Here is a 25,423-nt window from a genome sequence, read left to right as displayed (position 1 = left end):
TTTTTCTTTTATCCCCGCAAGCAGGATTTATGCAGGGGGTGGCGAATTATTCCAATATTATCGAATGGACTCGGTTTATCTTGTTTCCTGTCGAATGAAAATAAGGAGGTTGAAGATGCCTCTCGCGATCACAGGCAGTTTAATTTCGGCAAAGGTATCAATGCCATGTCAATAAAGAATAAGATTTATATTCTGTTTATGCTGGCTGTTGCGCTGCTTTTGATTCTAAACAATGCCCTTCTTTATGTGTTCAACCCTTCATGGGGCAGTTCGCCCAAGCCGCAGCTGATGATCGGGCTGCTGCTGCTGTTTGCGGCTCTGCTGCTTGGCTACGGCTTTGTTGAATATTTGCAGCGTTCCATGCGCAGTATGCTCGATCAGTTTGATGAGGAAATCGATCATAAAAATCAGCAGATTGATTTCTACGCCAACCATGATTTCTTGACAGGGCTGCCGAATCGAATCTTGTTCAAAGAGCGTTGTCGTGCCGCTTTAGAGCAGTCCAAACAGCTGCAGCAGTCCGCCGCCATTTTATTTTTGGACTTGGACCGTTTCAAAATCGTTAACGACATGTTCGGTCATTCCACCGGCGATGATTTGCTGCGGGCCGTTTCCCGCAGACTGCAGCAGCATATCCGGTTCGGAGACACGGTTTCAAGAATTGAAGGGGACGAGTTTGCGCTAATGCTCGGCAACGCTTCGCGGGATGAAGCGGTGAGAATTGCACAGCTGCTGCTGGATGAGCTGTCCAAGCCGTTCGTGCTGGAAGGCAACGAATTTTTTGTTACGCCAAGCATCGGCATCAGTCTGTATCCGGGCGATGCGGCGGACGAGGAAACGCTGGTGAAGCATGCCGATACGGCGATGTATCAGGCTAAAGAGATGGGACGCAACCATTACCGGTTTTATACGAGCGATATGAACGAACGGATCGCCAAGCGCCTGCGGTTGGAAAAAGGGCTGCGCAAGGCGTTCGGACCGGGAGGAGCTGACGGTTCACTATCAGCCGCAGGTCGATTTGACTACAGGAGAGATTACCGGGATCGAGGCGCTGCTGCGCTGGCGGCATCCGGAGCTCGGCATTGTTTCCCCGGCTGATTTTATTCCGCTTGCGGAGGAGAACGGCATGATCATTCCGATCGGCGAGTGGGTGCTGCGGCGGGCATGCACGCAGAATAAAGCCTGGCTTGACGCAGGGCTTTCTCCTATGCGGATAGCGGTCAATTTGTCGGCCCGGCAGTTTCAGCAGAGCAATCTGGTAGACGTAATCCAGCAGGTGCTGTTGGATACGGGGCTGCCGCCTTATTACCTGGATCTGGAAATTACCGAAAGCGTTGCAATGTTCAATGAGAGCTACGTGATCGCCAAGCTGCAGGACCTTAAAAATCTCGGGATCAAAATCTCGATTGACGATTTCGGCACCGGTTATTCCTCGCTAAGCTACTTGAAGAAGTTCCCTATCGATGCGCTTAAAATTGATAAATCGTTCGTGTCCGAGGTAATGAACGATAAGGATGACGCGGAAATTATTGCAACGATTATTTCCATGGCCCGCAACTTGAAGGTCGCGGTGATCGCCGAAGGCGTGGAAAACGAGGAGCAGCTGCAGTTTTTGCGCAGCCAGAAGTGTACGGAAGCGCAGGGCTACCTGTTCAGCAAGCCGCTGGATGCGTTGGAGCTGGCGCCTCTGCTGGTAAGGGCTTAGCCGTCCGGGCAGTCGGCGAATGCAGGATGAATGAATAAGTTAGAAGAGGGCAGTCTTTCCCAGGATTGTCCTTCTTTTTTGGGCCAAGAAAGTCGAAAAAGCGCGAATTTTGATATAGACAAAGAAAAAGAAATCTCCTATTGTGGAAGTAGACGGTAGTCGAGACCTAGAGTCCGGCTCCTGTTGCAACCGGCGGAAGGGGTGGTCCAGGGCAGTGATACTCATACGAAACCGGCTTGTCCTGGGAAGGGCGCTTATTATCTTTCTGCTGGCTGCCGGCCTCTTAACGGTGTTCTGGGCGAATCGGCCCGGGCTTATGCCAGTGCCTGCCGGCGTTGGAATAAGCTCGGAGGGACGGCTCGATCTAAGCGGCTGGAGCTTCGAGCGCCAGGGGCGGACCGAGTTGAACGGCGAATGGGCCTTTTATGAGCACATGCTGCTTGCACCCGAAGATTTAAAGGCCGGTCAGCCTGTGACTTATATAAAAGTACCTGCCGCCTGGAACCGTTATGAAGCCGAAGCGGGCACAACCGGGTTCCATTCGGGGACCGGCTACGGCACTTATCGTTTGCAGGTGCTGCTCCCGCAAGCGAACTATCTTTATGCCTTGCGGATTCCGACGATTTCGACTGCCTACAGGCTGTGGATTAACGGGAAAGAAGCCGCTCGGGCCGGTGAGCCTGGAGCTACGGCCGAAGCATCCGTTCCCAAGAACGAAATGAAGACGGTTCCATTTTCGCTGGATACCCGGCAATTGGATCTCGTTCTTCAAGTGTCCAACTTTCATCACAGCATGGGCGGAGTGAGGCATCCGATTGAGCTTGGGGATTTCGGGCAAATGCAGCTGCGGGACGAATTCAGTCTAGGCTTCGATCTGCTGCTATTCGGCAGTTTGACCATCATGGGGCTGTATCATCTGGGATTGTTTACGATCCGCCGCCAGGACAGCTCGGCCCTCTATTTTGGCCTGTACTGTCTGCTGACAGCCTTTCGCACCCTTTTTATCGGGGATATTGCTGTTGTCAAGCTTTTTCCGGGGTTTCCGTGGGAGCTTGAAATGAAGCTTGAATACCTCTCAGCCTATGGTGTTTTATGCTTGTACATGCTGTTTATCGGGAAGCTGTACCACCAGGCATGCCACCATGTAATTCTTCGATGGTTTTCCATTCTGTGCGGCGCTTATACGCTACTCACTCTTTGCACCCCGGCGCTCATCTATACCCGTTACTTGCTTGGTTTTCACGTGATCGCTGTCGCAGGCATGCTCTACATGCTGTATGTGCTGTATACGGCCTGCCGCCAAAAGCAAGAAGGCAGCCTGATCCTGCTGTCGGCCAGCTTCTTTTACGCGCTGCTGCTGTTTAACGATATTTTATATACCAATGGATGGGCCCAGACGACAGGGCGCGCTTCCGGAATCGGATTGCTGGTATTTATCGTCTGCCAATCGCTCGTACTGTCCACCAAGCTGTCCCGTGCGTTCGCCAATGTGGAAAATTTATCGGCGGCTTTGGCGGAGCTGAACGGAGGCCTTCAGGCCAAGATCAAAGCGGGTACCGCCGACTTGAAGTGGGCGCATGACACACTTTTGAAGAAAAATAAAGAGCTGTCCCGCTTGGAGCGTTCCCGCAGCCGCCTGCTCAGCAATATTTCTCATGATCTGGGCACCCCGCTTACCACGATTCAATGCTATCTGGAGGCCATCCTGGATGGAATGATCGAAAACGACGACAAGCGCAGGCAGTATATTCGGCTTATTCATGACAAGGTGCTCGGCATGGGGCGTCTGATCGACGACCTGTTTCACTTATCCCAGCTGGAAGCGAGACAGGTGGAATTCAAGAGCCGGCGGATGGCTGCCGACAAGCTGATTCATCAGCTGCATGCCCGCTATGAGCTTGACGCAAGCAATGCCGCGCTGACCTATGAGCTGCGGCTTTCCGCGAACGGACCGAAGGGAGCGCCTTATCCGGAGGTGTGCGTGGACTTGGAGCGAATGCATCAGGCGTTTTCGAATCTGATCTATAATGCGATCAAGTTTACTCCGCCCGGAGGCAGCATCATCGTAGAAATGACAGACAGCGGTGCGGAGACTATGCTTTGCCGTGTATCCGATACGGGAGCAGGCATTCATGCCGACGATCTTCCCAATATATTTGACCGGTTTTACACGAGCAGCAGCCCAAGAAACGTAAGCGCAGGAGGGAAAGGCCTCGGATTATCGATTTCGAAGGAAATTATTGAATCGCACGGCGGGCGGATTTGGGTGGAACGCTCGGAGCTTCAAGCGGGGACAGTGTTTTGCTTCACCCTGCCTTGGCAGCAGGACAAACGGCTTGACCCTAAATAACCCGTTGGCTATTCTTGAATTATTGATGGATGATTATGTACTCTGGTGGTGTGAAGAATCATGACAAAACAAACGATTTTGATTATAGAGGATGATCTGGAAATAAGAAATGTCATTCAAATGTACCTTATTCGGCATTCCTTTGAAGTCGCCGTCGCGGAGCGGGGGGATCTTGCCGTTGCGATGGTGCAGTCGATCCGGCCGGACTTGATCATTCTGGATGTGCTGCTGCCCGGGAAGGACGGGTTCGAAGTGTGCAAGGAGGTGCGGGAGTTTACCTCGGCGCCGATTCTGTTTCTTAGCTGCAAGAAAGAGGAGCAGGACAAAATCACTGCCTTGGGACTTGGCGGCGATGATTATATGACCAAACCGTTCAGTCCCAATGAGCTGGTTGCCCGGGTAAAAGCGAACCTGAGAAGGCCTTACTTAACCGGCGCTCCGCAGGAGCATCCATCCGTGCTAAGATTCGGGCCGCTTCAGATCGATGTGCTCAGCCGCACCGTGAAGGTGAATCAGATCGAAGTGACGCTGTCGAAGAAGGAGTTCGATCTGCTGAAGTTTCTGGTCAGCCGGCCGGGCCAGACGTTCAGCCATGAGGAGCTTTTTCGTGAAATATGGGGGCAGGAAAGCTTTAACGACACGCGCACCATTATTGTGCATGTCAGCAATTTGCGCAAAAAAATCGAGTTGGATCCGTCCAATCCGCAGTATATCATTAACGTGCATGGCGTCGGCTACAAATTCGTGCTGGCATGAACCTTCATGTATAATTAACCTATGGTCAATAAAATGCTTGATTGCACGCTTCGATAAGAGTTGGGTTCTTCTGCTCTAATGTTATATTTTATGGCATGTTAGGGTAGGGGATAGCCGTATTTCGCTGTTTATTTTGGATGATTTGGAGGATGCCTACATATTTATACCTATTATTCCCATCATCTCATAAGGAAAAGAGGTCAGATAATAAGGAAAACAAGGGACAGGGGAGGATAAGAAAGCTTCCCACTTCCAGTGTTACTTGTTTCTGCAGTCCAAAAAGGCAAAAGCCCTCCCTGCAAGCTTTCGAAGGGAGGGCTCTTTGCGGCGTTTGCATAGCACCTGCGCACGAATCCCAGTCGCATGCGCTGCAGTGCTTAGCGGCGACCGGTTCGGACCCCACACCGCGACACAAACGCGGACACGGTCTTATCGCTGCTTAGAACAAGCTCCAGTCGAATGCGTTGGAGACGGTTTCGAGCAAATGGACGCCTGCCGTGCTGTTTCCTTTGCTGTTCAGTGCGGGTCCGATGACGCCGATACCGTATTTGCCCGGCACAAGGGCGAGAATGCCGCCGGAAACGCCGCTTTTGGCAGGCAGTCCGGCTCGGATCGCGAAGGCGCCCGATTCATTGTACATGCCGCACGTAATCATGAACGTTTTGGCGATCTGGACGTAACGGCGCGGGACAAGCTGCCGCCCGCTCACCGGATCGGCCCCGTCGAAGGCGAGTACCAGCGCCATGCGGGCCAGATGCATGCAGTTTACTTCAATCGAGCAGTGCTTGAAGTAAACCTCCAGCACTTCCTCGACATCGACATCCTCCAGCACGCCGTTCGCTTTGAGAAAATAGGCGAGTGACCGGTTGCGGTGCGCCGTTTTCGTTTCCGAAAGGTAGACCGCTTCATTGATCTTTAACGCGGCATCTCCGGCCAGCTCTTGAAAAAAGGCGGCGATCCGGTTTATTTTCTCCGCAGGCGTCGCCCCGTGGATCAAGGAAGAGACCGCTATAGCGCCCGCGTTGATTAGCGGGTTGAACGGAATGCCCGGATCGACCAGCTCCAGCTTCAGCATGGAATTGAAGTTGTCCCCTGTCGGCTCCATGCCCACCTTGGCGAATACGCCTTCCTCTCCCTGATCCATTAAAGCGAGCAGCAGCGTAAACACCTTGGAAATGCTCTGCAGCGTAAACTGCAGACCGCAGTCACCCGCGGTAAGAGCCTGCTGATGCCCGTCGCAGATCGTCATGCCGAGCGCATCGGCCGGCGCATTGGCGAGTTCGGGAATATAGGCCGCCACCTTCCCGGATGCGGCGCGTTGTCTGCTGGCTTCAAGCCACACCGGCAGCTGTGTCTGAAGCTCGTTCCATTCGGCGCTCATGTTAAATTCCTCCTTTATTTCTTGGTCCCCGTTCATTATAGTAGAGAGAGCAGATTTAATTATCTTTTTCGACAATAACCGTTTTATACCTGCAAGCCGGCTCATGGGTCCGTATTTTACTGTATTTCACCGTATGCCACCGTATTTTACTGCACAAACGCGTTACTTGGTTGCATGTTTGCCCGAAACCCTATATAATCGTATAAATTTTGACATGTTTCGAGCGCTGTCCTCAGGCATACCCGGTCACTGCGGCAAGCAGCCGGTTGCTATATAGGTTTTTGCTTTTTTGCAAATGAAAAGGGAGGAAATGAAAGTGAAAAAAGTGTTTGTCTTGATCACAGCGCTGGTGCTGCTGTTCAGCGCTACAGGCTGCGGCAAAAGCCCGGCGCAGGGAGGCGCGGCGGATTCGGGGAAAAAGAGAAATCGGTATCCATTCTGACCCCGTTTCTATCCTCCGTCACCACGAATGAAATGGTGGAGAATCTGAAGAAGCTTGCGGCGTACCGCGGCTGGAAAGCCAACGTTGTCGATACCAAGGGCGATGTAGGCCAGCTGGCCAGCCGGATGGAAGACGTTATCGCTTCCAAGACCGATGCGATCGTGCTGGTGAGCACCGATCCGAATCAGGTGAAGACGCAAATCGCCAAAGCCAAGTCCAAAAACATCCCGGTATTCGGCTGCGATTCCGGTTATATTGACGGTATGGCTATGAACGCGACCAGCGACAATGCCGAGATGTCCAAGCTGATCTCGGACTATTTGTTCAAGACGATCGGCAGCAAGGGCAACATTGTCGTGCTGACGTACCGGGCGCATCCAGGCGTGCTGAAGCGTTCGGAAACGCTGGACACGCTGCTGAAGCAAAATACGGGCGTGAAGGTGATTACGGAGCAGCAGGTACAGGTTCCGGGGCCGATTGAGAGCGCGCGTAAGCAGACCGAGAGCATTCTGCTGGCGAACAAGGATGAAAACGCGATTACCGCCGTATGGGCAGGCTGGGACGAGCCGGCGATCGGCGCGGCGCAGGCCATTGAGGCGGCAGGGCGCAAGAACATCATCGTTACCGGTATCGACGGCAACAGCCAGGCGGTGGACATGATCAAGAAAGGCTCCCCGCTCGTAGCGACGGTGAAGCAAAACTTCTCCGGCATGGCCGAAATCGTAGCGAAGCAAATGGACCGCGTATTTGGCGGGCAGCAGGTGGAGCAGACGGAAATGTACGCGCCGGCTTCTCTGATTACGAAAGAGAACGCGGGAAAATAATTTCGATATCGAGGCAAGAATGAAGGCTATGGGGAATCCCATGCCTTTTTTCTGCCCTGGCAGGGGGTAAGCACATGGCGCTTCTAAGCATTCAGGGCATTTCAAAACGGTTCGGGACGCAGGATGCGCTCGCAGATGTTCATCTGGATATTCAGCCGGGTGAGGTGCATGCCTTAGTCGGCGAGAACGGAGCGGGGAAGTCCACGCTGATCAAAATCATTACGGGCGTTTACCGGTCATACGGGAGGACAGCTGGTCTGGGAAGGGCGCGGCGTCCGGTTTGCATCCCCGAAGGAAGCGAAGCAGGCCGGTATCCATGTGGTGCATCAGGAGCGTCAGCTGATCCCGTCGTTTACCGGCTACGAGAATCTTTTTCTCGGCGAGGCCTACCCGTCCCGTTGGGGCGGTATGCGCGTGAAATGGGCGGATATGCGCCGCCGGGGAGATCAGCTGAAGCAGGAGCTGGGTATCGACCTGGATCTGAGCCGGACGGCCTCGGAGATGACGCCGCCGGAGCGGACACTGCTTGAAATGATGCGGGCGATGATGCAAAACTGCAGGCTTGTCATCCTGGACGAGCCTACGGCATCGCTGACGGAACCGGGAAACCGAGCTGCTGTTTTCCTGGATCGGCAAGCTTCGCGCTGAAGGCAAGTCGGTGTTGTACGTATCGCACCGGATGGAAGAAATATTTAAGCTGAGCGATCGGATTACGGTGCTCCGCAACGGGATGAAGGTCGATACGGTGGCGGCATCCGGTCTAACCCGGGAAGCGCTGATTCGCCTGATGAGCGGTCACAATGAACGGGACGGCGAAGCACGTGCCCTGCGGAGCCGGGCGGGAGCGTCCAGAGGCCCGGTCCTGCTCCGCGCCGAAGGGATGAAGACGGCGGACGGCATCGTGAAGCACGCCGACCTGGCCGTGTACGGCCAGGAAATCGTAGGCGTGTTCGGATTGGCGGGGGCGGGGCGGAGCCGAGCTGCTGGAAGCCATCTATGGCACCCGCGAGTGCGCGGGAGGACAAGTGACAATCGAGGGACAGCGGATGCCGTCGTCCAAGCCTTCCCGGTCGCTGCGCAGCGGGATGGTGCTGATTCCCGACTGACCGGCGGGCGCATGCCCTAATCTCCGGCATGACGATTCGCGAGAATATGACGCTGCCGGTGCTGTCCCGTTTCGCTAGCAGCCTGAGCGTCCGCCATGGCGCCGAAAAGTCCGCGGTTGCGGCGAAAATGGAAGAGCTGCAGGTCAAAGCGACAGGCACCGAGCAGCCGGTGCAGCAGCTGAGCGGGGGCAACCAGCAGAAGGTTGTTTTCGCCAAGGCGCTGTTATCCCAGCCGAAGGTATTTCTGTGCGACGAGCCTACCCAGGCGGTAGACGTTATGACGAGGGAGGAAATTCACCGGCTGCTCAGGCGGCAGGCCGAGCAGGGCTGCGGCGTCGTATTCGTCTCCTCCGACCTGCAGGAGGTGCTTGACATCGCCGACCGGATCGTCGTGATGCGGGAAGGGCGGACGGTAGCCGAGCTGCCGAACGCGGACATAAGCGCCGAGCAGGTGCTGAGCTTATGCTACAACCAGCTTCATTAAAGGTATGAACAAGGAGGAAGCCGATTTTTCATGAACACACAAGCAATATCCATGCTGAGAACGAATGGAACGTTAATTGCCGCGGTTTTGATTGTGATCGGCTTTTGCGTGTTAAGTCCGGATTCATTCGCTTCCGTAGACAACTTTATCAATATTACGCGGCAGATTTCGTTTCTAGTCATGATTGCCATAGGAGCTACCATCGTGATGGCGGTCGGGGAATTCGATCTTTCGATCGGAGCGGTCGCCAGCCTGGGCGGAGTCATGGCAGCCAAAATGGCCGTAGCCGGGTATCCTTATGCAGCCGTATTGGCGGCTCCGCTTATTGTATGTACCGTCATCGGCTTTATTAACGGCTGGATCGTTACGAAATTCCGCGTGCTTTCCTTCATAACGACAATGGCGATGGGAACCGTTCTCGGGGGGATTACATTCTGGATGACCGGGGGCGCGACCGTCTTCGAAAATATTCCCGATTCGTTCCGTTACCTGGGACAGACCGAGTGGGCCGGTATTCCGCTGCTTTCCGTCATCATGCTTCTGATTACGGTCTTGTTCTGGTACGTGATGTCCAATACCGCCTTCGGCCGCAGGCTTTACGCCATTGGCGGCAATGAGCAGGCGTCCCGTGTGGCCGGGGTGAACGTATTGGGGAACAAAAATGCGGCGTTTGCAATTGCCGGGCTGCTCGCCGCCCTGACGGGCATTCTGATGTCCTCGCGTCTCGGCTCCGCCCATCCGACCGGAGGGAACGGCCTGTTCCTGCCCGCCTATGCGGCGGCTTTTCTTGGCATGACGGCCTTTAAGGAAGGGATTCCGAACATTTGGGGAACGTTCGTAGGCGCCGCTATTATCGGGATTTTGGCGAACGGCTTGACGATATTGGAGGTGCCGTCTTTTTTACAGGATGTCATTACAGGCATCATTGTCATAGCGGCTGTCATTATTCAGCGAATGGGCAAAGGGACGCGCTGATTCCCGGCTTGGTAGCTGTGCAGGAAGGACTGTGACCATACAATGGACTATGTGGCATCGATCGATATAGGAACGACGGCGGCCAAAGGCGTGCTGGTCGACCGGGAGGCGCAGATGCATCATGAGGCGTCTTTTCCGCTGACGACAAGGCAGGAGGGCGGCCGGGTAGAGCAGCATCCGTCGGAATGGTGGGAGGCGGTGCTGCACATCGCTTCCCAATGGACCCGCGCGGGCATCCGCCCGGAGCAAATTGTCTGCATCTCGATGAGCGGACAAATGCAGGATCTGTTGGCTATCGACGCGGCGGGAGAGCCGCTGCGCCCGGCGATCCTGTACTCCGACGCCAGAGCGCAGCAGGAGGCGGAACGGATTGCGGCCGTCATCGGAGTGGATACGATGCGGGAAGTGACCGGAAACCATTTTGACGGGACGTTTCCGTTCGCGAAGCTGCTGTGGCTGAAGGAACGGGAGCCGGACACATATGCCGGGACGGCGGGAGTGCTGTTCGGCTCGAAGGATTACATCGTCCGGAAATTGACGGGACAGTCTGTGACCGACCCGACGACCGCTTCAACAAGCGGCTTGTTTCATGTAAGCCGTCGGGAGTGGGCCGGCGAATGGCTGAGCGCCGTCGGTCTTGAGGCGGGCCTGCTTCCCCGCATAACAGCCTCTCATGCGCTCGCCGGAACGGTGACGCGCGAAGCTGCGCAGCAGACCGGCTGGCTCGAGGGAACGCCTGTGGTCGCCGGTGTCGGCGATGCGGGAGCGACCACGCTCGGCGCAGGCGTGACGAAGGAGGCGGATGTGTACTCCTACCTCGGCACAACCGGCTGGCTGGCGGTTTCAACGCCCCGCCACGCTTACCGGGAGGGCGGCGTCTTTCATCTTGCGCATCCGGCTGACGGGCTGTTCATCGCCATTGCCCCGCTGCTCAATGCGGGCAATGTGCACCAGTGGGCCGTGCAGACGCTGGCTCCGCAAGCGGGCGCGGAGCCGGAAGCCGAGTCCGAACGCTACGCGGCGTTCGAGCGGCTGGCGGCCGGGGCGGAGCGGGGCGAAGCCCGGTCCTGTTCCTGCCGTACCTGCACGGCGAGCGCTGCCCGGTGCAGGACCCGGACGCCTTCGGGGCGTTCGTCGGCATGCGCGCCGACACGACGAAGGCGGAGCTGTGCGCCTCCGTGCTCGAGGGCGTCGCTTTTGCGCTCCGGCAGGTAAAAGATTACCTGCTGCCGGACACGCCGCTGACCGAAGCCGCGCTGATCGGCGGCGGCAGCCAAAGCGGGCTGTGGTGCCAGATTATCTCCGATATTCTGGCCAGCCCTTTGCGCGTCCCGCAGACGGCGCAGTACCTGCCCGCGCTCGGCGCCGCGGCCTGCGCTTTCGTCCAGCTGGGCTGGGCCGAGTCTTATGAGGATTTCAAGCATCGTCATTTGCTGCCGGACAGCGGGACGCGCTGCGTGCCCCAGGCCGAGCTTCGGGAGGCGTATGAAGCGAAATTCAAACGGTACTTGAAACTGTATCCGCTGATGAAACAACTGCAGGAGCCCTAAGCGGCAATGAAAGCGCGAAGCTGCCCTTTAGAAAGACCCTTGGCTTTGTCATCCAATGACGACGTAGCCAAGGGTCTTTTTTAAGCAATGGTCGGCCAGGCTAGGGATAACCCAAAGAAAGTGAAAGCGGGCCAAAATGGAAGTAAAGTAATGAACTGAAGAAAGTAGAAGTGACCGCACAATGGAGATCAGAAGAGGGAAGGGGGATGGGGCGGAAAGTTTACGGGCCGTCTTTGAAGTCGTGTTCCCACCTCTAAATCTATTCAAATGGAACACGACTTCAACAACGGCTGCAGCCCCATCCTCCTTCCCTCCCAACACACTAACGTATGGGTTCCCAAGATTTTAAAAGTCTTTAACGTAGGTTTTCCCAGGATTTTAAGAGGCTTTAGCGTATAGGTTCCCCCAAGATTTTAAAAGTCTTGTATGTCCATGATTAGCCAAAGGAAAACAAACCCATACTGATAAAATCCGGCTTGTACGGTAATACGGTAAGAGGAAGCCAAGGGGGAAGAGGCATGAGCTCATTCGGCCAGCAGCTGCGCCAAATCCGGCAGCAGAAAGGCATCGCACTGAACGATTTTGCAAAGGAATTGGGCGTTTCGCCCGTATACTTAAGCAATCTGGAAACGGGAAAAACCCAGACCATCCAGCTGGAATTGTTAAGCAGATTGCAGCATGAGCTGCCCATGGAGGCAGACGAAGAAGACGACGTGGACGATTGGACATCCGCCCGAATCGACCGGATTGCCCTGATGCTGAAGGAGCTGCACTGCGCAGACAAAGAGGCGGCCGAATACTGGATGGGCATGGTAGAGCAAGGGATTGAGATGTTCGCGATCAAAGCGATCGGACACAGATAGGCCGCAGACCTTTACCGGTGCTGCGGTATTTTTTTTGCAAGTCCGTAGGACTATATACAAAGTGCCTTTTTTATACGCTGCCGATTCAATGCCTGAGCAATCTATGAACCTTTCGAATAGCAGATTGTATTCTATTAGAAGAGGTGAGGCTGTTGAAAAAAGCAAGAATTAAACAAGGCGATCATCTGATGATTGCTGCAGATGCTTTTGAACTGTATTCTTCGAGAATTTCTGCTAATACCGATGTGTTTCGAGCGGCAGGATGACCTTCTATCTGCCACGCAGATAAGGAGCAGGCGCACTGGAAAGGAAGCTTGACCTTTACCGATGTACTTGTATCGAAAGTCCGCGCTTTCTTCTGCAAGGAAGGAACGGCGGGTTTTTTTTGGGTCAGGATGCCCATAGGTGGCAGGGAGCCGGAAAGATCCAAGGCGTTCGTACAAGTTTGGCTTTAGTACGAAACCGGTACAAATAAAAGCGCTGATCAAGCGAATGATATTGATTTTATGTGAACTATATTTACATATCTGGTGAAAGCAATGTAGAATAGACCCAAAACAAATATCCTGAGGGTGAACAACATGAAAATAGGCTTTCGGACGATAAAAACAGCCATCGGGGTCTGCGTCTCTATTTTTATCGCGGAGACGCTCCAGCTTACCAACTTCACCGCTGCGGGAATTCTTACGCTCCTGTGCATTCAAAAGTCACGGAAGCAGTCCGCCCATGCCGTACTCAGCCGCTTTATCGCCTGCCTGCTCAGCATCGGCTTCTCCAGCGTTTTATTTGCGCTCATCGGCTATACGCCGCTGTCGTTTCTCGTTCTGCTGATCTTGTTTATTCCTCTGTGCGTCCGGCTGCGCATTCATGAAGGGATTGCCAGCAGCTCGGTCATCGTGATGCATGTTTACATGCACCGGAAGATGGACCTTGCTTTTTTCTTGAACGAGCTGCAGGTCGTGATCATTGGTTTGGGGGTCGCGCTGCTGATCAATTGGTATATGCCGAGCATCGATAAGGAGCTGACCCGGTATAAGGACGAGGCCAATCGTCTGCTGTGCGCTATTTTGCACGAGATGGCCGCTTATTTGAAAGAAGGCTATACGCTGTGGGACGGCAAGGAGCTGCTGATGCTCTCCGACGTGCTGAAGAAGGCCAGGCCGCTCGTTATGATGGATATGGAGAACCAGTGGCTGAACAATAAAGAAAATTTCTTTTATCATAGGATGGAAATCAAGCGGCAGCAGCTGGAAATTATGGAGCGAATGCTGCCGTACGTTTCGCGAATCTCGGTCAGGATGGAGCAGGGGATACGCATCGGCGACTTTATGGAAGAGCTGAGCCGGCATCTGATCAACGGCAGCGAATCGAAGGATGCCATGTACGAGAGTCTCAGAACGATCCGGGAATATCATAAGCTGCTGCCGCTGCCGGAAACGAGGCATGAATTCGAGAACCGGGCCAGCTTGTATGCGGTGGCCAATGAACTGGAAATTTTTATAAAAACGATCGGTTAACAGCGAGACGATCCGTCTGCCGGCGGGGCAGCTCAGTTCCCTGAACGAATGAGGGACGGGCTTTTTTTCTTTACGAACAGGAAGTGCCGGAGCCGGGGAGCGCTGGATTCTTTACATTCTTTACATCGCCGGCAAAGCCGTTTATTCTCGTGTTAGCATGTTCGAATTGACGACAGCTGTCAGGAGAGAATAAACTTTATTCCAATTTAACCTAAAGGGAGCGTTTACATTGTGGCTTAAAAAAAGCTTGTTCGCCAAGCTGCTGGTCGGGATGCTTATCTCCGCCGTCATTCCGCTGTCCCTGTCCATTATGATATCCTACAAAACGACATCGCGCTCCGTCGAGCGTCAGCTGATCGAGCTGAATCAGAATACGATGGACGGCGGGATGGACAATATCAAACGATATTTGGATGAGCTGAATCATATATCCGTGTCCTTCTATCACGATCAGACGTTAATGCGCTACTTAAGATCGCAGGAGACTCCCCCGGCCCAGCTGCTGTTTATTACCGACAAGGTATCGGGGATATACAATAACCGCCCGGAGTTCCGCGCCGTCCGGTATGTCAGCTCGATGACGGGCCAGACGTATTCGAAAACGGATCTCGGTCAGCTCAGCATCAGCATTCCTCCGACAACCGTGACGATTCCTAAGCAGGAAGAAGAGGGCTGGGAGCGGGAAAACGCCTACGAGGTCGCATCTATCGGAAAGGACCGCGTGCTTGTCTTTCATCGGCCGCTGGTCGATTATCCCAGCAGTTCCGTGCTGGGCATGCTCTCGCTCTATGTGGGGATGGATGAAATCAAGCGACTGATGCGGCCATTATCCGTGTCCGAGCCCTCCGAGGGCGAGACGATGTTCCTGTACATCCGGCAGGATATGCAGCTGCTGCATGCCACCGGCGGGAAAGAGACCGCGGGCCCGGCCGGAGACGAGAGGGCCTTGAATATTTCGATGGAGGGGAACCGCGGCTCGGTTAACGGCAAATGGAACGGACGCAGCGGCGTGCTCATTTATGTAAGGGACCAGTATATGGAGCTTCCGCTGACGCTGGTCAAGTTCATTCCGGCCACCGCGGTGAATGAATCGGCGAACCGCACCTTGAACCGCTCCCTGATTATCCAGTTTATTGCCGTAGCCTTCGTGCTGGTGCTCGCTTCCATTCTGTCGTATGTGACGACCTCCCCGGTCAAACGGCTGCTTCGCACTATTGCGCAGGTGGAAACCGGCAACTTCGAGGTGAAGCCGGTCAAAGGGCGCATAGACGAGCTAGGCGTACTGGAGCACCGGTTTCACACGATGGTCGGAAACCTGGACGATCTGATGAACCGGGAGTACCGCAACCGGCTTGAGCTGTCCACCGCCCGCCTGAAAATGCTTCAAGCTCAAATCAATCCGCATTTTTTGTACAACACGCTGCAGTCGATCGGGACGCTGGCGCTTCGCCACGGCTCGGAGGAAATCAGCGATAAAATTGCCGAGCTGGGCGCGATTCTGCGCTACAGCATGGATTTCGAAACCGAAACCGTGCCGCTGCAAAAAGAAATTCAGCATATCGAGCATTATTTGTCCCTGCAAACCGGCAGGTTTAAAAATAAGCTGTCCTACACGCTGACCTGCCCTTCGGACGCCCTGCAGGTTCAGGTGCCGAAGATGATCCTGCAGCCGCTGGTCGAGAACAGTATCGTTCACGGCATGGAGAAGGGCAAAGGCTCCGAGACGCTGCATATTGCCGTGGAGCGGACGTCCGAGCAGCTGTGCATCCGGGTAATGGATAATGGCAAAGGAATGGATGCGGAGACGATTGGACGCATTCGCCGGGAATATGCCGCGAGCCAGCTGCATACCGGGCAGGAACGGGGGATCGGCCTGATCAATGTGCTGCAGCGGCTTCGCTTGCAGTATGAGCCGGACTTCGATTGGGACCTGCAGAGCACACCTTACGAAGCGACGGTCATTACGCTTCGCATTCCACTCACGATTGAAACGACAAGGAGGCTGCCGCCTGATGAAAGTATTGATAGCTGACGACGAGGAGCATGTAAGGGAAGGCATCGAGCTGTCCGTCGATTGGGAGCGGTTCGGCGTGACCGAACGCCTGATGGCGGAGGATGGCCGGCAGGCCATGGAGCTGATCCGCCAGCACCGGCCTGCGATATTGTTCTGCGATATGAGCATGCCGGGCATGGACGGCACCGAGCTGCTGCGCCTGCTTCGCGAGGAAGGATGGGAGACGCAGGTGATCGTGGTGAGCGGCTACGACAGCTTTCCGTATACCCGTGCGGCCATCCAGGCGGGCGGCGTCGATTATTTGCTGAAGCCGTTCCGCAAAAGCGATCTGGAGCAAGCGCTCTCCCGCGCCGTCGCCGTATGCAGGGAGCGGGAGAACAGCCAGCAGACGGAGAGGGACAAGGGGGACCGCGTTCGCCGGGCCGATGCGCTGTTGGACGAGCAGAAGCTGTCCGTCTTTTTCAAGGGAGACATCGCCTTCCACGAGGGCATCCGCGGGCTGCTGTATAAAGTCGGACTGCCGACGGACCGGCTCGGCGCAGCGCTGGTGCTGCCCTGCAACCGGATGGGACTCGTGGAGAAACGGTTCTTCGGCGATGGGGAGCTGTTCGTCTTCGCGGTGAACAATATTGCCCACGAGACCTTGAAGCCTTACGGCACGCATTACCTGTGCCGTCTCGATGATTACCAGTGGCTGCTGCTCACCTCGGCAGGCAGCGCTCATTCCTCCGGAGATTACCGGAGGTATATGGACCGGCTGGCCGAAGCGTGGCGGAAGACGCTGGGGCTGCGGGTACTGCTCGGCTATTCGGGCGCGGAGATTTCCGCGGAGTCGCTGCCCCAGGCGATCGGCGCCGCGCGCGCCGCGCTGTGGAGATGCGACGTGCTCGGAGGCGGCGCGGAGTCCAAGGCCGATGCAGGCAAGCCTTCGCCGCGGCTGACCGACCGTCAGCTGCTGCTGCAGACGGCGCTCAAGAACGAGGAACCGGGCGTATGCGGCGAAGATCATCCGCTCGTTTACGGGCCAGCTGCGGGAGCGGGGGACGCTCAGCGTCAAGGAGCTGCAGGCCTGCACGATGGAAGCGAACCTGCTGCTCGAGCAGGCGAGCCGTCTGATCCGCGACGAACGGATCGCCGCGGATATTTTTCTCCCGGTCTGGATCAGCGATTTGGACGAATGGGAGAAGCTGATGATTCAGCAGTGGTGGAGACTGATCGAGGAGACGGGCGGCGAAGGCTTCAGCTCGCGGGGCATTCAGGCGATCCGAGATTACATGCACCGTCATTTTCAAGACGATCTGTCCTTGTCCGTGCTGTCCGAGCGGTTCCACTTCAGCCCGCAGTATATCGCGAAGAAATTCAAGGAGCTGTACAACACGACGGTGATGACCTACCTGACGGAGCTGCGGATGGAGAAGGCGAAATCGCTGCTGATCCATACCGATATGTCCGTGCTGGACATGGCCGAGGCGCTCGGTTATGCCGATGAGAACTATTTTGGCAAGGTGTTCAAAAAGCAGACCGGCTTGTCTCCGCTTCAATACCGCAAGCAGCAGCGACATTCATAGATTCCTTTTTTGGGCGAAAATATTATCTGCCCTTCACTCGGTTATCCTAGTAAACTAAGGACGAAACGAGCAAGAACATTGAAGGGGGAACCGCAGAGATGAAAAAATGGTTATCCATGTTTACCGTGACTGCACTGCTGATGAGCGGAGTGGTCGGCTGTGCTGGAGGAGACGAGGCGAAGCCGGATGCAGGGAGCGGCAAGGCGGCTGCCGGCGGAGAGAAGACGACGATTAAGCTGATGCAGTTTAAAGTGGAGATCACCGACAAGGTCAAAGCTATGGCTGCTGATTATATGGCATCGCATCCGAACGTCGTGATTGAGGCGCAGGTAACGAGCGATTACGAGACGCTGCTGAAAACGCGATTTGCTTCGGGAGATGCCCCAGACGTATTTATGACCAAGGCATTCACCGACATCAGCGATTGGTCGGATAAGCTGGCCGATCTGTCGAACGAGCCATGGATGTCCAAAGTATCGCCTTCCGCGGTACAGGGCATGACGGTCAACGGCAAAAAGCTGGGCTTCCCGGTCGCTTTCGAAGGCTACGGATTTATTTACAATAAAGACTTGTTCGCCAAGGCCGGCATTGATAAAGTGCCTACAACCTTGACTGAGCTCAAGCAGGTGAACGAAAAGCTCAAGACGGTCGGCGTTCCGTCCTACTCCGAAGCTTATAAAGAATGGTGGGTATTGGGCCAGCATTTGTTCAACCTTCCATACGCTTACGAGAAAGATCCGGTCGGCATGATCGACAAAATTAATAAAGGCGAGAAGAAAGTCACGGATGTCGCCAATATGAACGGCTTCTTCGACGTCCTCGACATGACGGTCAAATATGGCAAAGGAGCCGAGTCGGTCGGGGTCAGCTATGACAACCAGGTATCCGATTTCTCCTCCGGCAAGACGGCTATGATGCAGCAGGGCGTGTGGACGATCGATTCGATTATGAAAATCAACCCGAATATCAAAATGGGCATGTTCGCGATTCCGCTGAACGATACCGCAGCCGACACGAAGCTGCCGGTAGGGGTTCCGGGCTACTATGTCCTTAATAAAAATTCCAAAAACCTGGAAGAAAGCAAAAAGTTCCTGAACTGGATCCACGAGAACGGGCAAAAATATTTGGTCGATTCCTTCAAGCTCATTCCGGCTTTCACCGACTTGAAAACGACGCCGGACCTCGGACCGCTGGCTGCGGACCTGAGCTCCTACGTAGAGAAGAACCAAACGGTGCCTTGGGCGCACACGCTGTGGCCGTCCGGCTCGAACCAGGAGTTTGCGAAGCCGCTGCAGGCATACGTCGGCGGACAGCTGAACAAGGAGCAGGCGCTTGCGGAAGTGCAAAAAATTTGGAACGAACGCGTAAAAAAATAACCTGATCCTGGAAAGACGACCTGGTGCATGGCTTCCGTTCACACTCGGGGGCCGTGCACCGTCTGTTTTCAGGACAGAGAAGGAGGAAGCCATGACGACGATGAAAACCCGGCAGCTGTTGACCTATGCGGCTTTCGTAGCGCCAGCGGTGATTTTTTTCACGATGGTGATTCTAGTTCCCTTTATGCGAGCCATAGTGTTCTCATTTCAGGATTGGAACGGTATCAGCAGTGATATCCGCTGGGCGGGCTGGAGCAATTACACCAAGATGATCGGCGACACCGGATTTATGAAATCGTTCGCATTTACAGTTAAATATGTGGCAGCCACCACGATTCTGCTTAATATCACAGGGCTGGCGCTGGCTTTGGTATTGAATCTTGCGCTTAAAACCCGAAATTTTCTTCGCACAATCTTTTTTCTGCCTTATGTTATCGGTCCGGTCATTATCGGTTTTATATGGCAGTTCATCATTACCCGTTTGTTCAGTGAAGTAGGTAAAGCGGCCGGCATCGAGCTGCTGCAAAAAAACTGGCTCAGCCTGCCGGACTACGCGTTCTGGTCGCTTGTCATCGTGACGATCTGGCATTCCGCCGGTTATTTCATGGTCATTTACCTGGCTGCGCTGCAGGGCGTGCCTAAGGATATGCTGGAGGCAGCCGAAATGGACGGGGCGGGCCGCCTCACCCGATTCCGGCATGTCGTGCTTCCGCTGATTCGTCCGGCGATGACGATTAACCTGTTCCTCGCAATTTCAAACGGGTTCAAAGGCTTCGATCTGAACTTCGCCTTGACTAAGGGCGGTCCGTTCGGCACGACGGAGTCGCTGGCCTATCATATTTATCTGGATGCCTTTACGAAAAATCTGTTTACGTATGCATCCGCGAAGGCGGTCGTGTTTTTCCTGGTGCTTGCCGCTATTACGCTCATTCAGGTTGCCGTTATGAAACGCAGGGAGGTGGAGATGTGATACGGGATCGGTATTCGCCGGGCAAATTTATTTTGGAGCTGCTGATGATTGTTCTGGCTCTCCTGGTTTTCTTTCCGCTGTATATGACGTTCGTCAACGGCTTCAAGACGTATAACGAGGTCGTTACTTCTACCGTTGCCCTGCCGCATGTGTTCCAGTTTCAGAACTTTGTCGTCGTCTGGAAGCAGATCCGCTTCCTCGGCGTTTTTATGAACTCCCTGATCGTTACGGCCGTGTCGGTCGGCGGCATTCTGCTGATCAGCTCGGCAGCCGCCTATCAGCTGGTGCGCAGACCGGGGCCGGTCAGCCAGATTATTTTTCTAGCTATCCTGTCCTCGCTCGTCATTCCGTTTCAAACGATGATGATTCCGCTTGTGAAGGTGGCCAAGGAGCTGCACCTGATCAATACGCTGTACGGTATTATCCTTATGTATTGGGGCTTCGGCATTCCGCTTGCGCTGTTCCTGTACCACGGATTCATCAAGTCGATTCCGCGCGAGCTGGAGGAAGCGGCCCATATCGATGGTAGCGGGACGTTCGGCGTCTATTTCCGGATTTTGCTGCCGCTGCTTAAGCCGATTACGACGACGATTGCGATTCTGCATTCGCTGTGGATCTGGAACGATTTCCTGCTGCCGCTGATTATGCTCAGCTCGAAGAAGAATCAGACGATTCCGCTCGCTTCTTCCGTTTATTTCGGGCAGTACACGAACGAGTGGCACCTGGCGATGGCCGCGCTGACGATGGCTGTTGTGCCGATCATGCTGTTCTTCTTATTTATGCAGCGCTACATTATACAAGGAATTACGGCAGGAGCTGTGAAAGGCTGAGCCTGGCTCAAGGCCGTAAATAAGATATTCAAGGAACGCCGCAAGGCGTTTTTTTGATTTTTTCGGGGTCCCCGCAAAGTACCCGAATCCGCTTCGAAGCGTAAGCCTCACTTTGTGGGGTTATTTTATAAGCTCGGATGGAGAAAAGCAGCTCGCTGCCAAGCTTATACTTAAGAAAACCTTTAGATTTATGCCGCTGAATGGTTCACAAATTTTATATACAATAGGAGGAACGCTCATTTCATGCATGAACGATGGCCGTTTATCGGACACTAATGAGCATGAATTTTTTGTTAAAAAGGAGCAGATCGTATGCAAACGGTATTGGTTGTGGATGACGATTCCGAGATTCGGGATGTCATTCATATTTATTTGCGAAACGAAGGCTATCAGGTGCTGGAAGCGGAGGATGGCATCCAGGCTCTGGAGCTGTTGAAAGCCCATCCGGTACAGCTGCTGATTCTGGATGTCATGATGCCCCGGCTGGACGGGATCAAGACGTGCTTGAAAATCCGCGAGAGCTCCGATATTCCCATTATTATGCTGTCCGCAAAAGAAGAGGATATCGATAAAATTACTGGGCTTTCGACGGGCGCCGACGATTACGTGACGAAGCCGTTCAACCCGTTGGAGCTGCTGGCCCGGGTCAAGGCGCAATTCCGCAGGCAGAGCTATGGCATGAAATCGGCTGATGCTGCCGCCGAGCTGATGGTTCAGGATCTAACGATCAACAAGGACCGGCATACGGTCTTTTTAAAGGACAAGGAAATTTCGCTTACACCGCTTGAGTTCTCGATTCTGGAGCTGCTGGCTTCTCATCCGGGGCAGGTATTCAGCGCGGACAAAATTTATGAGCGGGTATGGAACGAACCGTCCGGCTACTCGGACAATACGGTAATGGTGCATATTCGAAACCTGCGGGAGAAAATGGGGGACAGCCCGAGGGAGCCGCGCTATATTAAGACCGTGTGGGGAGTAGGGTATAAAATTGAAAAATAAGCTTATGCAAACCGTCACCGGTCAAAAAAGCATCCGCTTGAGGATGTTCTGGTACCTGGGCTTCAGCTTGATTATTGCCCTTGTGGTAACGATCCTTGCGGCCAATGTGACGAACCGGCTGGAGCACGGATACCAGCTGTTTTATATCCCTTTGTTTGCGTTCACCTTCGCGTTTTTTATCTCTTTTTATTTGTTTACCCGTCTTACGGTCAACTATTTGCTTATTATTTCAGACGGACTTATTCGGATTGCCGAAGGAAATCTGAATTACCGGGTACCGGTGCTGCAGGAAGACGAGTTAGGTACAGTAGCGAGGAACATCAATGAGATGGCGAAGCAGCTGGACCGGAAGATTCAGAAGGAACGCGAAATCGAGCAGTCCAAAATGGAGCTGATCACAGGCATCTCCCACGATCTGCGGACTCCGCTGACGAGCATCATCGGGTATTTGGATCTGCTGCAGAACAAGTCGTACCACAGCCAGGCGGAGCAGGACCGCTTTATTCAAAACACGCACAACAAAGCGGTTCAGTTAAAAAAGCTCATCGACGATTTGTTCGAATATACCCGCCTGACGTCCGGCAATCCGAAGCTATCCATGCAAACGATAAATATGAAGGAGCTGCTGGAACAGCTGCTGTTCGAATTCAAGCCGATTGCCCAGGAGCATGAGCTTGACCTTCACCAGGAACTGCCCCATGAACATGTCGAAGCCTGCATCGATATCGAGAAATTCGCCCGGGCGATGGATAATTTGTTGATGAACGCGCTGAAGTTTTCGGTGAAGCCCGGGCAGATCGCCGTTTCTTTACAAAGCAGCGGATCGCGTCTGATCATTACGCTGCAGAATAAGGGAAGGCCCATCAGCGAGGAGCAGGAGCGGCATCTGTTTGACCGCTTCTATATGGCGGACGAATCCAGGAGCGGACAGACGGTTCAAGCGGGCTCCGGGCTCGGTCTTTCCATTGCTAAAAATATTATCGAGCTCCACGGAGGGAGCATTGCGCTTACCCATGTTTCCGGGGTGTTTACATTCAGCATTGAGCTGCCTGTGACGATAAAATAAGCCGCGGCATCCTCACAATTAAGGCTGCCGCGGCGGAATCGGGTTACAGAAACTTCCGGTTATGCTTCTTCCCGTCGTAGGTGAACAAGACGGGCTTGGACTCGACGACCGTTTCCAGATGGACGGTGCGTCCCCATAAGTAGTGAATATAGGGAATGGCTCGCTCCACATATTTCAAATCCAGCTCCACGCCCTCGTAAGCATGCTTCAAGTACAGCTCGCCGTTCTTCTCATAGTTGCCGTTTTCCACGACAATGTAAGGGAAGCCGCCGTTGACGCGGGAATAGACGAGCGTATCACGGATGTTCATCCACGTTTTATCCGTAATTTTCCATTCGGGCCCCTTTTTCTCAAATACATACAAATCCAGCTCATCGCACAGCTTCTTCGTCATGTAGTTGCGGATAAAGGATAAATCCGAATCGTATTCGCGTACGTCGAATATTTTTTGCCGTCCTTCGCCGCCCTTGCGGCCGTGGCGTTCGCGCTCCTCCGGCGTCGGGTTATCCCAGCGCTTCTCGATGTCCTCGAAAATTTTCAAGCCGAGATAATACGGATTGAGGCTGTGACGCGAGGGCACGACGACCGACGAGTTCAGCTTCGCGTATTCGACCGTTTCGGTCTCGGTCAGATCCAGCTCGCGCAGGATGCGCTGATGCCAGTAGGATGCCCAGCCTTCGTTCATGATCTTGGTCTCCAGCTGCGGCCAGAAGTACAGCATCTCGTCCCGCAGCATCGTCATAATGTCGCGCTGCCATTCGGTCATGTAAGGCGCATGCTCTTCGATGAACAGGACCAGATCCTTTTCCGGCTTGGGCGGGAATTTGGTCGGTTCCTGCTTCTGGTCGTTTTTGGCACGCCCCAGGGTATCCAGGTCCCATAAATCCTCATAGCCCAGCTTGCGCTCGGGGGAAGCCTGTTTCGCCGAGGCTTCTTTATCCTTGCCGAACCTTCCGCCTTCATAAGGCTTCACGATTGTCGGATCGACATGCTCCTGAATGGCCAGCACCGCATCGATGAATTTTTCGACTTCCTCGGTGCCGTACAGGATTTCGTATTGACGGATGCGCTCGGCCGTAGCGGACATGCTCTCGACCATGTTGCGGTTGGTCTTGGAGAAGCGCACGTTATTCTTGAAGAAGTCGCAGTGCGCCAGCACGTGCGCGACGATCAGCTTGTTCTGGATGAGCGAGTTGCCGTCCAGCAAGAAGGCGTAGCAGGGATCAGAGTTGATGACCAGCTCGTAAATTTTGCTTAACCCGAAATCGTACTGCATCTTCATCTTGTGAAAGGTTTTGCCGAAGCTCCAATGGCTGAACCGGGTCGGCATCCCGTAGGCGCCGAACGTATAAATGATATCGGCCGGGCAGATCTCGTAGCGCATCGGATAGTAGTCCAGACCGAACCCGTCAGCCACTTCGGTAATTTCGGCGATAGCGTATTCCAGATCCTTGATTTCGTCGGCTCTCATCGGGCGATTCTCCCTTCCGCAGATTTAGGGAAAAAGGTGCGAAGCGCCTTGTAGACCTCGCCTTTCTCGCGGATGACATAGTGGACGAACTTCGGATCGTGCAGATTGCGGTAGGCGGACATGAGCGTGCTGCTGCGGTTGTATTGATTCACTTCCCCGTAGCCGAACAGATTGGAGCGTTTGATCAGCTCGCCGATAAGCTTGACGCACCGTTCGTTATCGGAGGTCAGGTTGTCGCCGTCGGAGAAATGGAACGGATAAATGTTATAGCGGGACGGAGAGTAGCGCCGGTCGATCAGGTCGACGGCAAGCTGGTAAGCGGAAGAGCAGATCGTACCGCCGCTTTCGCCTTTGGTGAAAAATTCTTCCTCGGTCACTTCCTTGGCCTCGGTATGGTGTGCGATAAAGACAATCTCGACATGCTCATACTTGGTGCGCAGAAAGCGGGTCATCCAGAAGAAAAAGCTGCGCGCGATATATTTTTCAAAGGAACCCATCGAACCGGACGTATCCATCATTGCGATAATGAGCGCGTTGGACTGCGGAGTAATGATCTCCTCCCACGTCTTGAACCGCAGATCATCCGGGTTAATCCCGTGAATGCCCGGAATGCCGGAGGTTGCGTTGCGCTTGAGGTTTTCGAGAATCGTCCGCTTCTTGTCGATATTGGACATGATTCCTTTTTTTCGGATATCGTTGAAAATTGTTTCTTTGGTCGTAATATTTTCTTTCTCCTTCTGCTGCAGGTTCGGCAGCTCCAGCTCTTCGAAGAGCATCGTCTGCAGCTCCTCCATCTGAACTTCCGCATCGTAATAATCGTCTCCCGGCTGATCGCCGGCCCCCTCGCCCTTGCCTGCGCCGGAGGATGGAGTAGGATCGACTCCCAGCACATCTCCGACCTGACTGTCCCCGTCCCCTTGCCCTACATGCTTGCTCTTGTTGTAGTTATAGCGGAGACGGTATTCATCAAGGCTCTTAATAGGCACCTTAATGATCTGCTTGCCGTCGGACATAATGATGCTTTCATCCGTCACCAAATCAGGCAGGTTCTGCTTAATCGCTTCACGTACTTTCTCCTGGTGGCGGGTCTGGTCTTGATAGCCTTTGCGATGCAAGGACCAATCTTCTCTGGATACGGTAAATAAAGGTTCAGTCATCCGGTGACACCTCCTGAAA

General features: G+C 54.2%; 24 protein-coding genes and 2 pseudogenes. 23 read left to right on the top strand and 3 right to left on the bottom strand.

All coding sequences use genetic code 11. The features are described 5' to 3' along the window. Positions 1–165 precede the first annotated feature (165 nt). The 4 genes from ACHHV8_RS26165 (at position 166) to ACHHV8_RS26150 (ending at position 4,811) form a co-directional block, all read left to right on the top strand. Positions 166–1,098: a diguanylate cyclase domain-containing protein gene (locus tag ACHHV8_RS26165; RefSeq protein ID WP_395162318.1), complete on the top strand. Its 933-nt coding sequence runs from the start codon at positions 166–168 to the stop codon at positions 1,096–1,098. Next, positions 1,019–1,705, top strand: coding sequence for a putative bifunctional diguanylate cyclase/phosphodiesterase (locus ACHHV8_RS26160; protein ID WP_395162317.1), 687 nt, complete (start codon positions 1,019–1,021; stop codon positions 1,703–1,705). Before ACHHV8_RS26165 ends, ACHHV8_RS26160 begins: the two co-directional genes overlap by 80 nt. Before the next feature lie 214 nt (positions 1,706–1,919). Beyond that, on the top strand, positions 1,920–4,055 hold the full coding sequence (locus ACHHV8_RS26155; protein ID WP_395162316.1) for an ATP-binding protein: 2,136 nt from the start codon (positions 1,920–1,922) through the stop codon (positions 4,053–4,055). A gap of 60 nt (positions 4,056–4,115) precedes the next feature. Then, positions 4,116–4,811 carry a response regulator transcription factor gene (locus ACHHV8_RS26150; protein ID WP_395162315.1) on the top strand — a complete coding sequence of 232 codons (696 nt, stop codon included), beginning with the start codon at positions 4,116–4,118 and terminating at the stop codon, positions 4,809–4,811. 439 nt (positions 4,812–5,250) lie between these two features. Here ACHHV8_RS26150 and glsA read toward each other — a convergent pair whose 3' ends face one another. Continuing rightward, the gene (gene glsA, locus ACHHV8_RS26145; RefSeq protein ID WP_395162314.1) at positions 5,251–6,192 is read right to left on the bottom strand and encodes a glutaminase A; all 942 of its coding nucleotides are present in this window, start codon (positions 6,190–6,192) and stop codon (positions 5,251–5,253) included. Between the two features lie 316 nt (positions 6,193–6,508). Here glsA and ACHHV8_RS26140 point away from each other — a divergent pair, with 316 nt between their 5' ends. The 19 genes and pseudogenes from ACHHV8_RS26140 (at position 6,509) to ACHHV8_RS26050 (ending at position 22,776) form a co-directional block, all read left to right on the top strand. Continuing rightward, the gene (locus tag ACHHV8_RS26140) at positions 6,509–6,634 is read left to right on the top strand and encodes a hypothetical protein (protein ID WP_395162313.1); all 126 of its coding nucleotides are present in this window, start codon (positions 6,509–6,511) and stop codon (positions 6,632–6,634) included. Further along, positions 6,628–7,458: a sugar ABC transporter substrate-binding protein gene (locus ACHHV8_RS26135; protein WP_483874898.1), complete on the top strand. Its 831-nt coding sequence runs from the start codon at positions 6,628–6,630 to the stop codon at positions 7,456–7,458. Before ACHHV8_RS26140 ends, ACHHV8_RS26135 begins: the two co-directional genes overlap by 7 nt. Before the next feature lie 74 nt (positions 7,459–7,532). Next, a pseudogene (locus ACHHV8_RS26130) lies at positions 7,533–7,685 on the top strand (ATP-binding cassette domain-containing protein); the annotation flags it as partial. A gap of 25 nt (positions 7,686–7,710) precedes the next feature. Beyond that, entirely contained in the window at positions 7,711–8,106 is a 396-nt protein-coding gene (locus tag ACHHV8_RS26125) for an ATP-binding cassette domain-containing protein (RefSeq protein ID WP_395163633.1), read from the top strand. 10 nt (positions 8,107–8,116) lie between these two features. After that, positions 8,117–8,584 (top strand): sugar ABC transporter ATP-binding protein, encoded by a 468-nt coding sequence (locus ACHHV8_RS26120; RefSeq protein WP_395162311.1) that lies wholly within the window; start codon positions 8,117–8,119, stop codon positions 8,582–8,584. 8 nt (positions 8,585–8,592) lie between these two features. Then, entirely contained in the window at positions 8,593–9,048 is a 456-nt protein-coding gene (locus tag ACHHV8_RS26115; protein ID WP_395162310.1) for an ATP-binding cassette domain-containing protein, read from the top strand. Positions 9,049–9,078: 30 nt separating this feature from the next. Then, entirely contained in the window at positions 9,079–10,023 is a 945-nt protein-coding gene (locus ACHHV8_RS26110) for an ABC transporter permease (protein ID WP_395162309.1), read from the top strand. A gap of 42 nt (positions 10,024–10,065) precedes the next feature. Next, positions 10,066–11,238, top strand: a complete 1,173-nt coding sequence (locus tag ACHHV8_RS26105; protein WP_395162308.1) for an FGGY family carbohydrate kinase — start codon at positions 10,066–10,068, stop codon at positions 11,236–11,238. Further along, positions 11,127–11,573, top strand: coding sequence for an FGGY-family carbohydrate kinase (locus ACHHV8_RS26100; protein WP_395162307.1), 447 nt, complete (start codon positions 11,127–11,129; stop codon positions 11,571–11,573). The genes ACHHV8_RS26105 and ACHHV8_RS26100 overlap by 112 nt, the downstream gene beginning before the upstream one ends. Positions 11,574–12,091: 518 nt before the next feature. Further along, complete coding sequence (locus ACHHV8_RS26095; protein ID WP_395162306.1) at positions 12,092–12,436, top strand: helix-turn-helix domain-containing protein; 345 nt, start codon at positions 12,092–12,094, stop codon at positions 12,434–12,436. 581 nt (positions 12,437–13,017) lie between these two features. Next, on the top strand, positions 13,018–13,953 hold the full coding sequence (locus ACHHV8_RS26090) for an aromatic acid exporter family protein (RefSeq protein ID WP_395162305.1): 936 nt from the start codon (positions 13,018–13,020) through the stop codon (positions 13,951–13,953). Positions 13,954–14,182: 229 nt separating this feature from the next. After that, positions 14,183–15,985, top strand: a complete 1,803-nt coding sequence (locus tag ACHHV8_RS26085; protein ID WP_395162304.1) for a sensor histidine kinase — start codon at positions 14,183–14,185, stop codon at positions 15,983–15,985. Beyond that, positions 15,966–16,250 (top strand): annotated as a pseudogene (locus tag ACHHV8_RS26080) (response regulator); the annotation flags it as partial. The gene ACHHV8_RS26085 and the pseudogene ACHHV8_RS26080, both read left to right, overlap by 20 nt. Positions 16,251–17,043: 793 nt before the next feature. After that, positions 17,044–17,535: a helix-turn-helix transcriptional regulator gene (locus tag ACHHV8_RS26075; protein WP_395163632.1), complete on the top strand. Its 492-nt coding sequence runs from the start codon at positions 17,044–17,046 to the stop codon at positions 17,533–17,535. 98 nt (positions 17,536–17,633) lie between these two features. Next, positions 17,634–18,911 carry an ABC transporter substrate-binding protein gene (locus tag ACHHV8_RS26070; RefSeq protein WP_395162303.1) on the top strand — a complete coding sequence of 426 codons (1,278 nt, stop codon included), beginning with the start codon at positions 17,634–17,636 and terminating at the stop codon, positions 18,909–18,911. 91 nt (positions 18,912–19,002) lie between these two features. Beyond that, the gene (locus ACHHV8_RS26065) at positions 19,003–19,881 is read left to right on the top strand and encodes a carbohydrate ABC transporter permease (RefSeq protein WP_395162302.1); all 879 of its coding nucleotides are present in this window, start codon (positions 19,003–19,005) and stop codon (positions 19,879–19,881) included. After that, on the top strand, positions 19,878–20,711 hold the full coding sequence (locus ACHHV8_RS26060) for a carbohydrate ABC transporter permease (RefSeq protein ID WP_395162301.1): 834 nt from the start codon (positions 19,878–19,880) through the stop codon (positions 20,709–20,711). The genes ACHHV8_RS26065 and ACHHV8_RS26060 overlap by 4 nt, the downstream gene beginning before the upstream one ends. 312 nt (positions 20,712–21,023) lie before the next feature. Beyond that, entirely contained in the window at positions 21,024–21,710 is a 687-nt protein-coding gene (locus ACHHV8_RS26055) for a response regulator transcription factor (RefSeq protein WP_395162300.1), read from the top strand. Then, a complete protein-coding gene (locus ACHHV8_RS26050; protein WP_395162299.1) occupies positions 21,700–22,776 on the top strand; it encodes a sensor histidine kinase in 1,077 nt (358 codons plus the stop codon). Before ACHHV8_RS26055 ends, ACHHV8_RS26050 begins: the two co-directional genes overlap by 11 nt. Before the next feature lie 43 nt (positions 22,777–22,819). Here the strand turns inward: ACHHV8_RS26050 and ACHHV8_RS26045 are convergent, their stop codons facing one another. Further along, positions 22,820–24,247 carry a SpoVR family protein gene (locus ACHHV8_RS26045; protein ID WP_395162298.1) on the bottom strand — a complete coding sequence of 476 codons (1,428 nt, stop codon included), beginning with the start codon at positions 24,245–24,247 and terminating at the stop codon, positions 22,820–22,822. Beyond that, positions 24,244–25,404, bottom strand: a complete 1,161-nt coding sequence (gene yhbH, locus ACHHV8_RS26040) for a sporulation protein YhbH (protein ID WP_395162297.1) — start codon at positions 25,402–25,404, stop codon at positions 24,244–24,246. The genes ACHHV8_RS26045 and yhbH overlap by 4 nt, the downstream gene beginning before the upstream one ends. Positions 25,405–25,423 lie beyond the last annotated feature (19 nt).

It is taken from the genome of Paenibacillus sp. TAB_01 (genome assembly GCF_043945595.1).
GTDB lineage: Bacteria > Bacillota > Bacilli > Paenibacillales > NBRC-103111 > Paenibacillus_S.
Note: the sequence above shows the minus strand (reverse complement) of the source record. Positions and strands in the feature narration are given on the sequence as shown.

What these genes read in the sequence shown, in the direction of transcription:
- ACHHV8_RS26055 (WP_395162300.1), top strand. Translation starts at nt 21,024, where the DNA reads ATGCAAACGGTATTGGTTGTGGATGACGATTCCGAGATTCGGGATGTC.
- yhbH (WP_395162297.1), bottom strand. Translation starts at nt 25,404, where the DNA reads ATGACTGAACCTTTATTTACCGTATCCAGAGAAGATTGGTCCTTGCAT.
- ACHHV8_RS26075 (WP_395163632.1), top strand. Translation starts at nt 17,044, where the DNA reads ATGGAAGCGAACCTGCTGCTCGAGCAGGCGAGCCGTCTGATCCGCGAC.
- ACHHV8_RS26105 (WP_395162308.1), top strand. Translation starts at nt 10,066, where the DNA reads ATGGACTATGTGGCATCGATCGATATAGGAACGACGGCGGCCAAAGGC.
- ACHHV8_RS26095 (WP_395162306.1), top strand. Translation starts at nt 12,092, where the DNA reads ATGAGCTCATTCGGCCAGCAGCTGCGCCAAATCCGGCAGCAGAAAGGC.
- ACHHV8_RS26110 (WP_395162309.1), top strand. Translation starts at nt 9,079, where the DNA reads ATGAACACACAAGCAATATCCATGCTGAGAACGAATGGAACGTTAATT.
- ACHHV8_RS26115 (WP_395162310.1), top strand. Translation starts at nt 8,593, where the DNA reads ATGACGATTCGCGAGAATATGACGCTGCCGGTGCTGTCCCGTTTCGCT.
- ACHHV8_RS26045 (WP_395162298.1), bottom strand. Translation starts at nt 24,247, where the DNA reads ATGAGAGCCGACGAAATCAAGGATCTGGAATACGCTATCGCCGAAATT.
- ACHHV8_RS26150 (WP_395162315.1), top strand. Translation starts at nt 4,116, where the DNA reads ATGACAAAACAAACGATTTTGATTATAGAGGATGATCTGGAAATAAGA.
- ACHHV8_RS26065 (WP_395162302.1), top strand. Translation starts at nt 19,003, where the DNA reads ATGACGACGATGAAAACCCGGCAGCTGTTGACCTATGCGGCTTTCGTA.
- glsA (WP_395162314.1), bottom strand. Translation starts at nt 6,192, where the DNA reads ATGAGCGCCGAATGGAACGAGCTTCAGACACAGCTGCCGGTGTGGCTT.
- ACHHV8_RS26070 (WP_395162303.1), top strand. Translation starts at nt 17,634, where the DNA reads ATGAAAAAATGGTTATCCATGTTTACCGTGACTGCACTGCTGATGAGC.
- ACHHV8_RS26090 (WP_395162305.1), top strand. Translation starts at nt 13,018, where the DNA reads ATGAAAATAGGCTTTCGGACGATAAAAACAGCCATCGGGGTCTGCGTC.
- ACHHV8_RS26165 (WP_395162318.1), top strand. Translation starts at nt 166, where the DNA reads ATGTCAATAAAGAATAAGATTTATATTCTGTTTATGCTGGCTGTTGCG.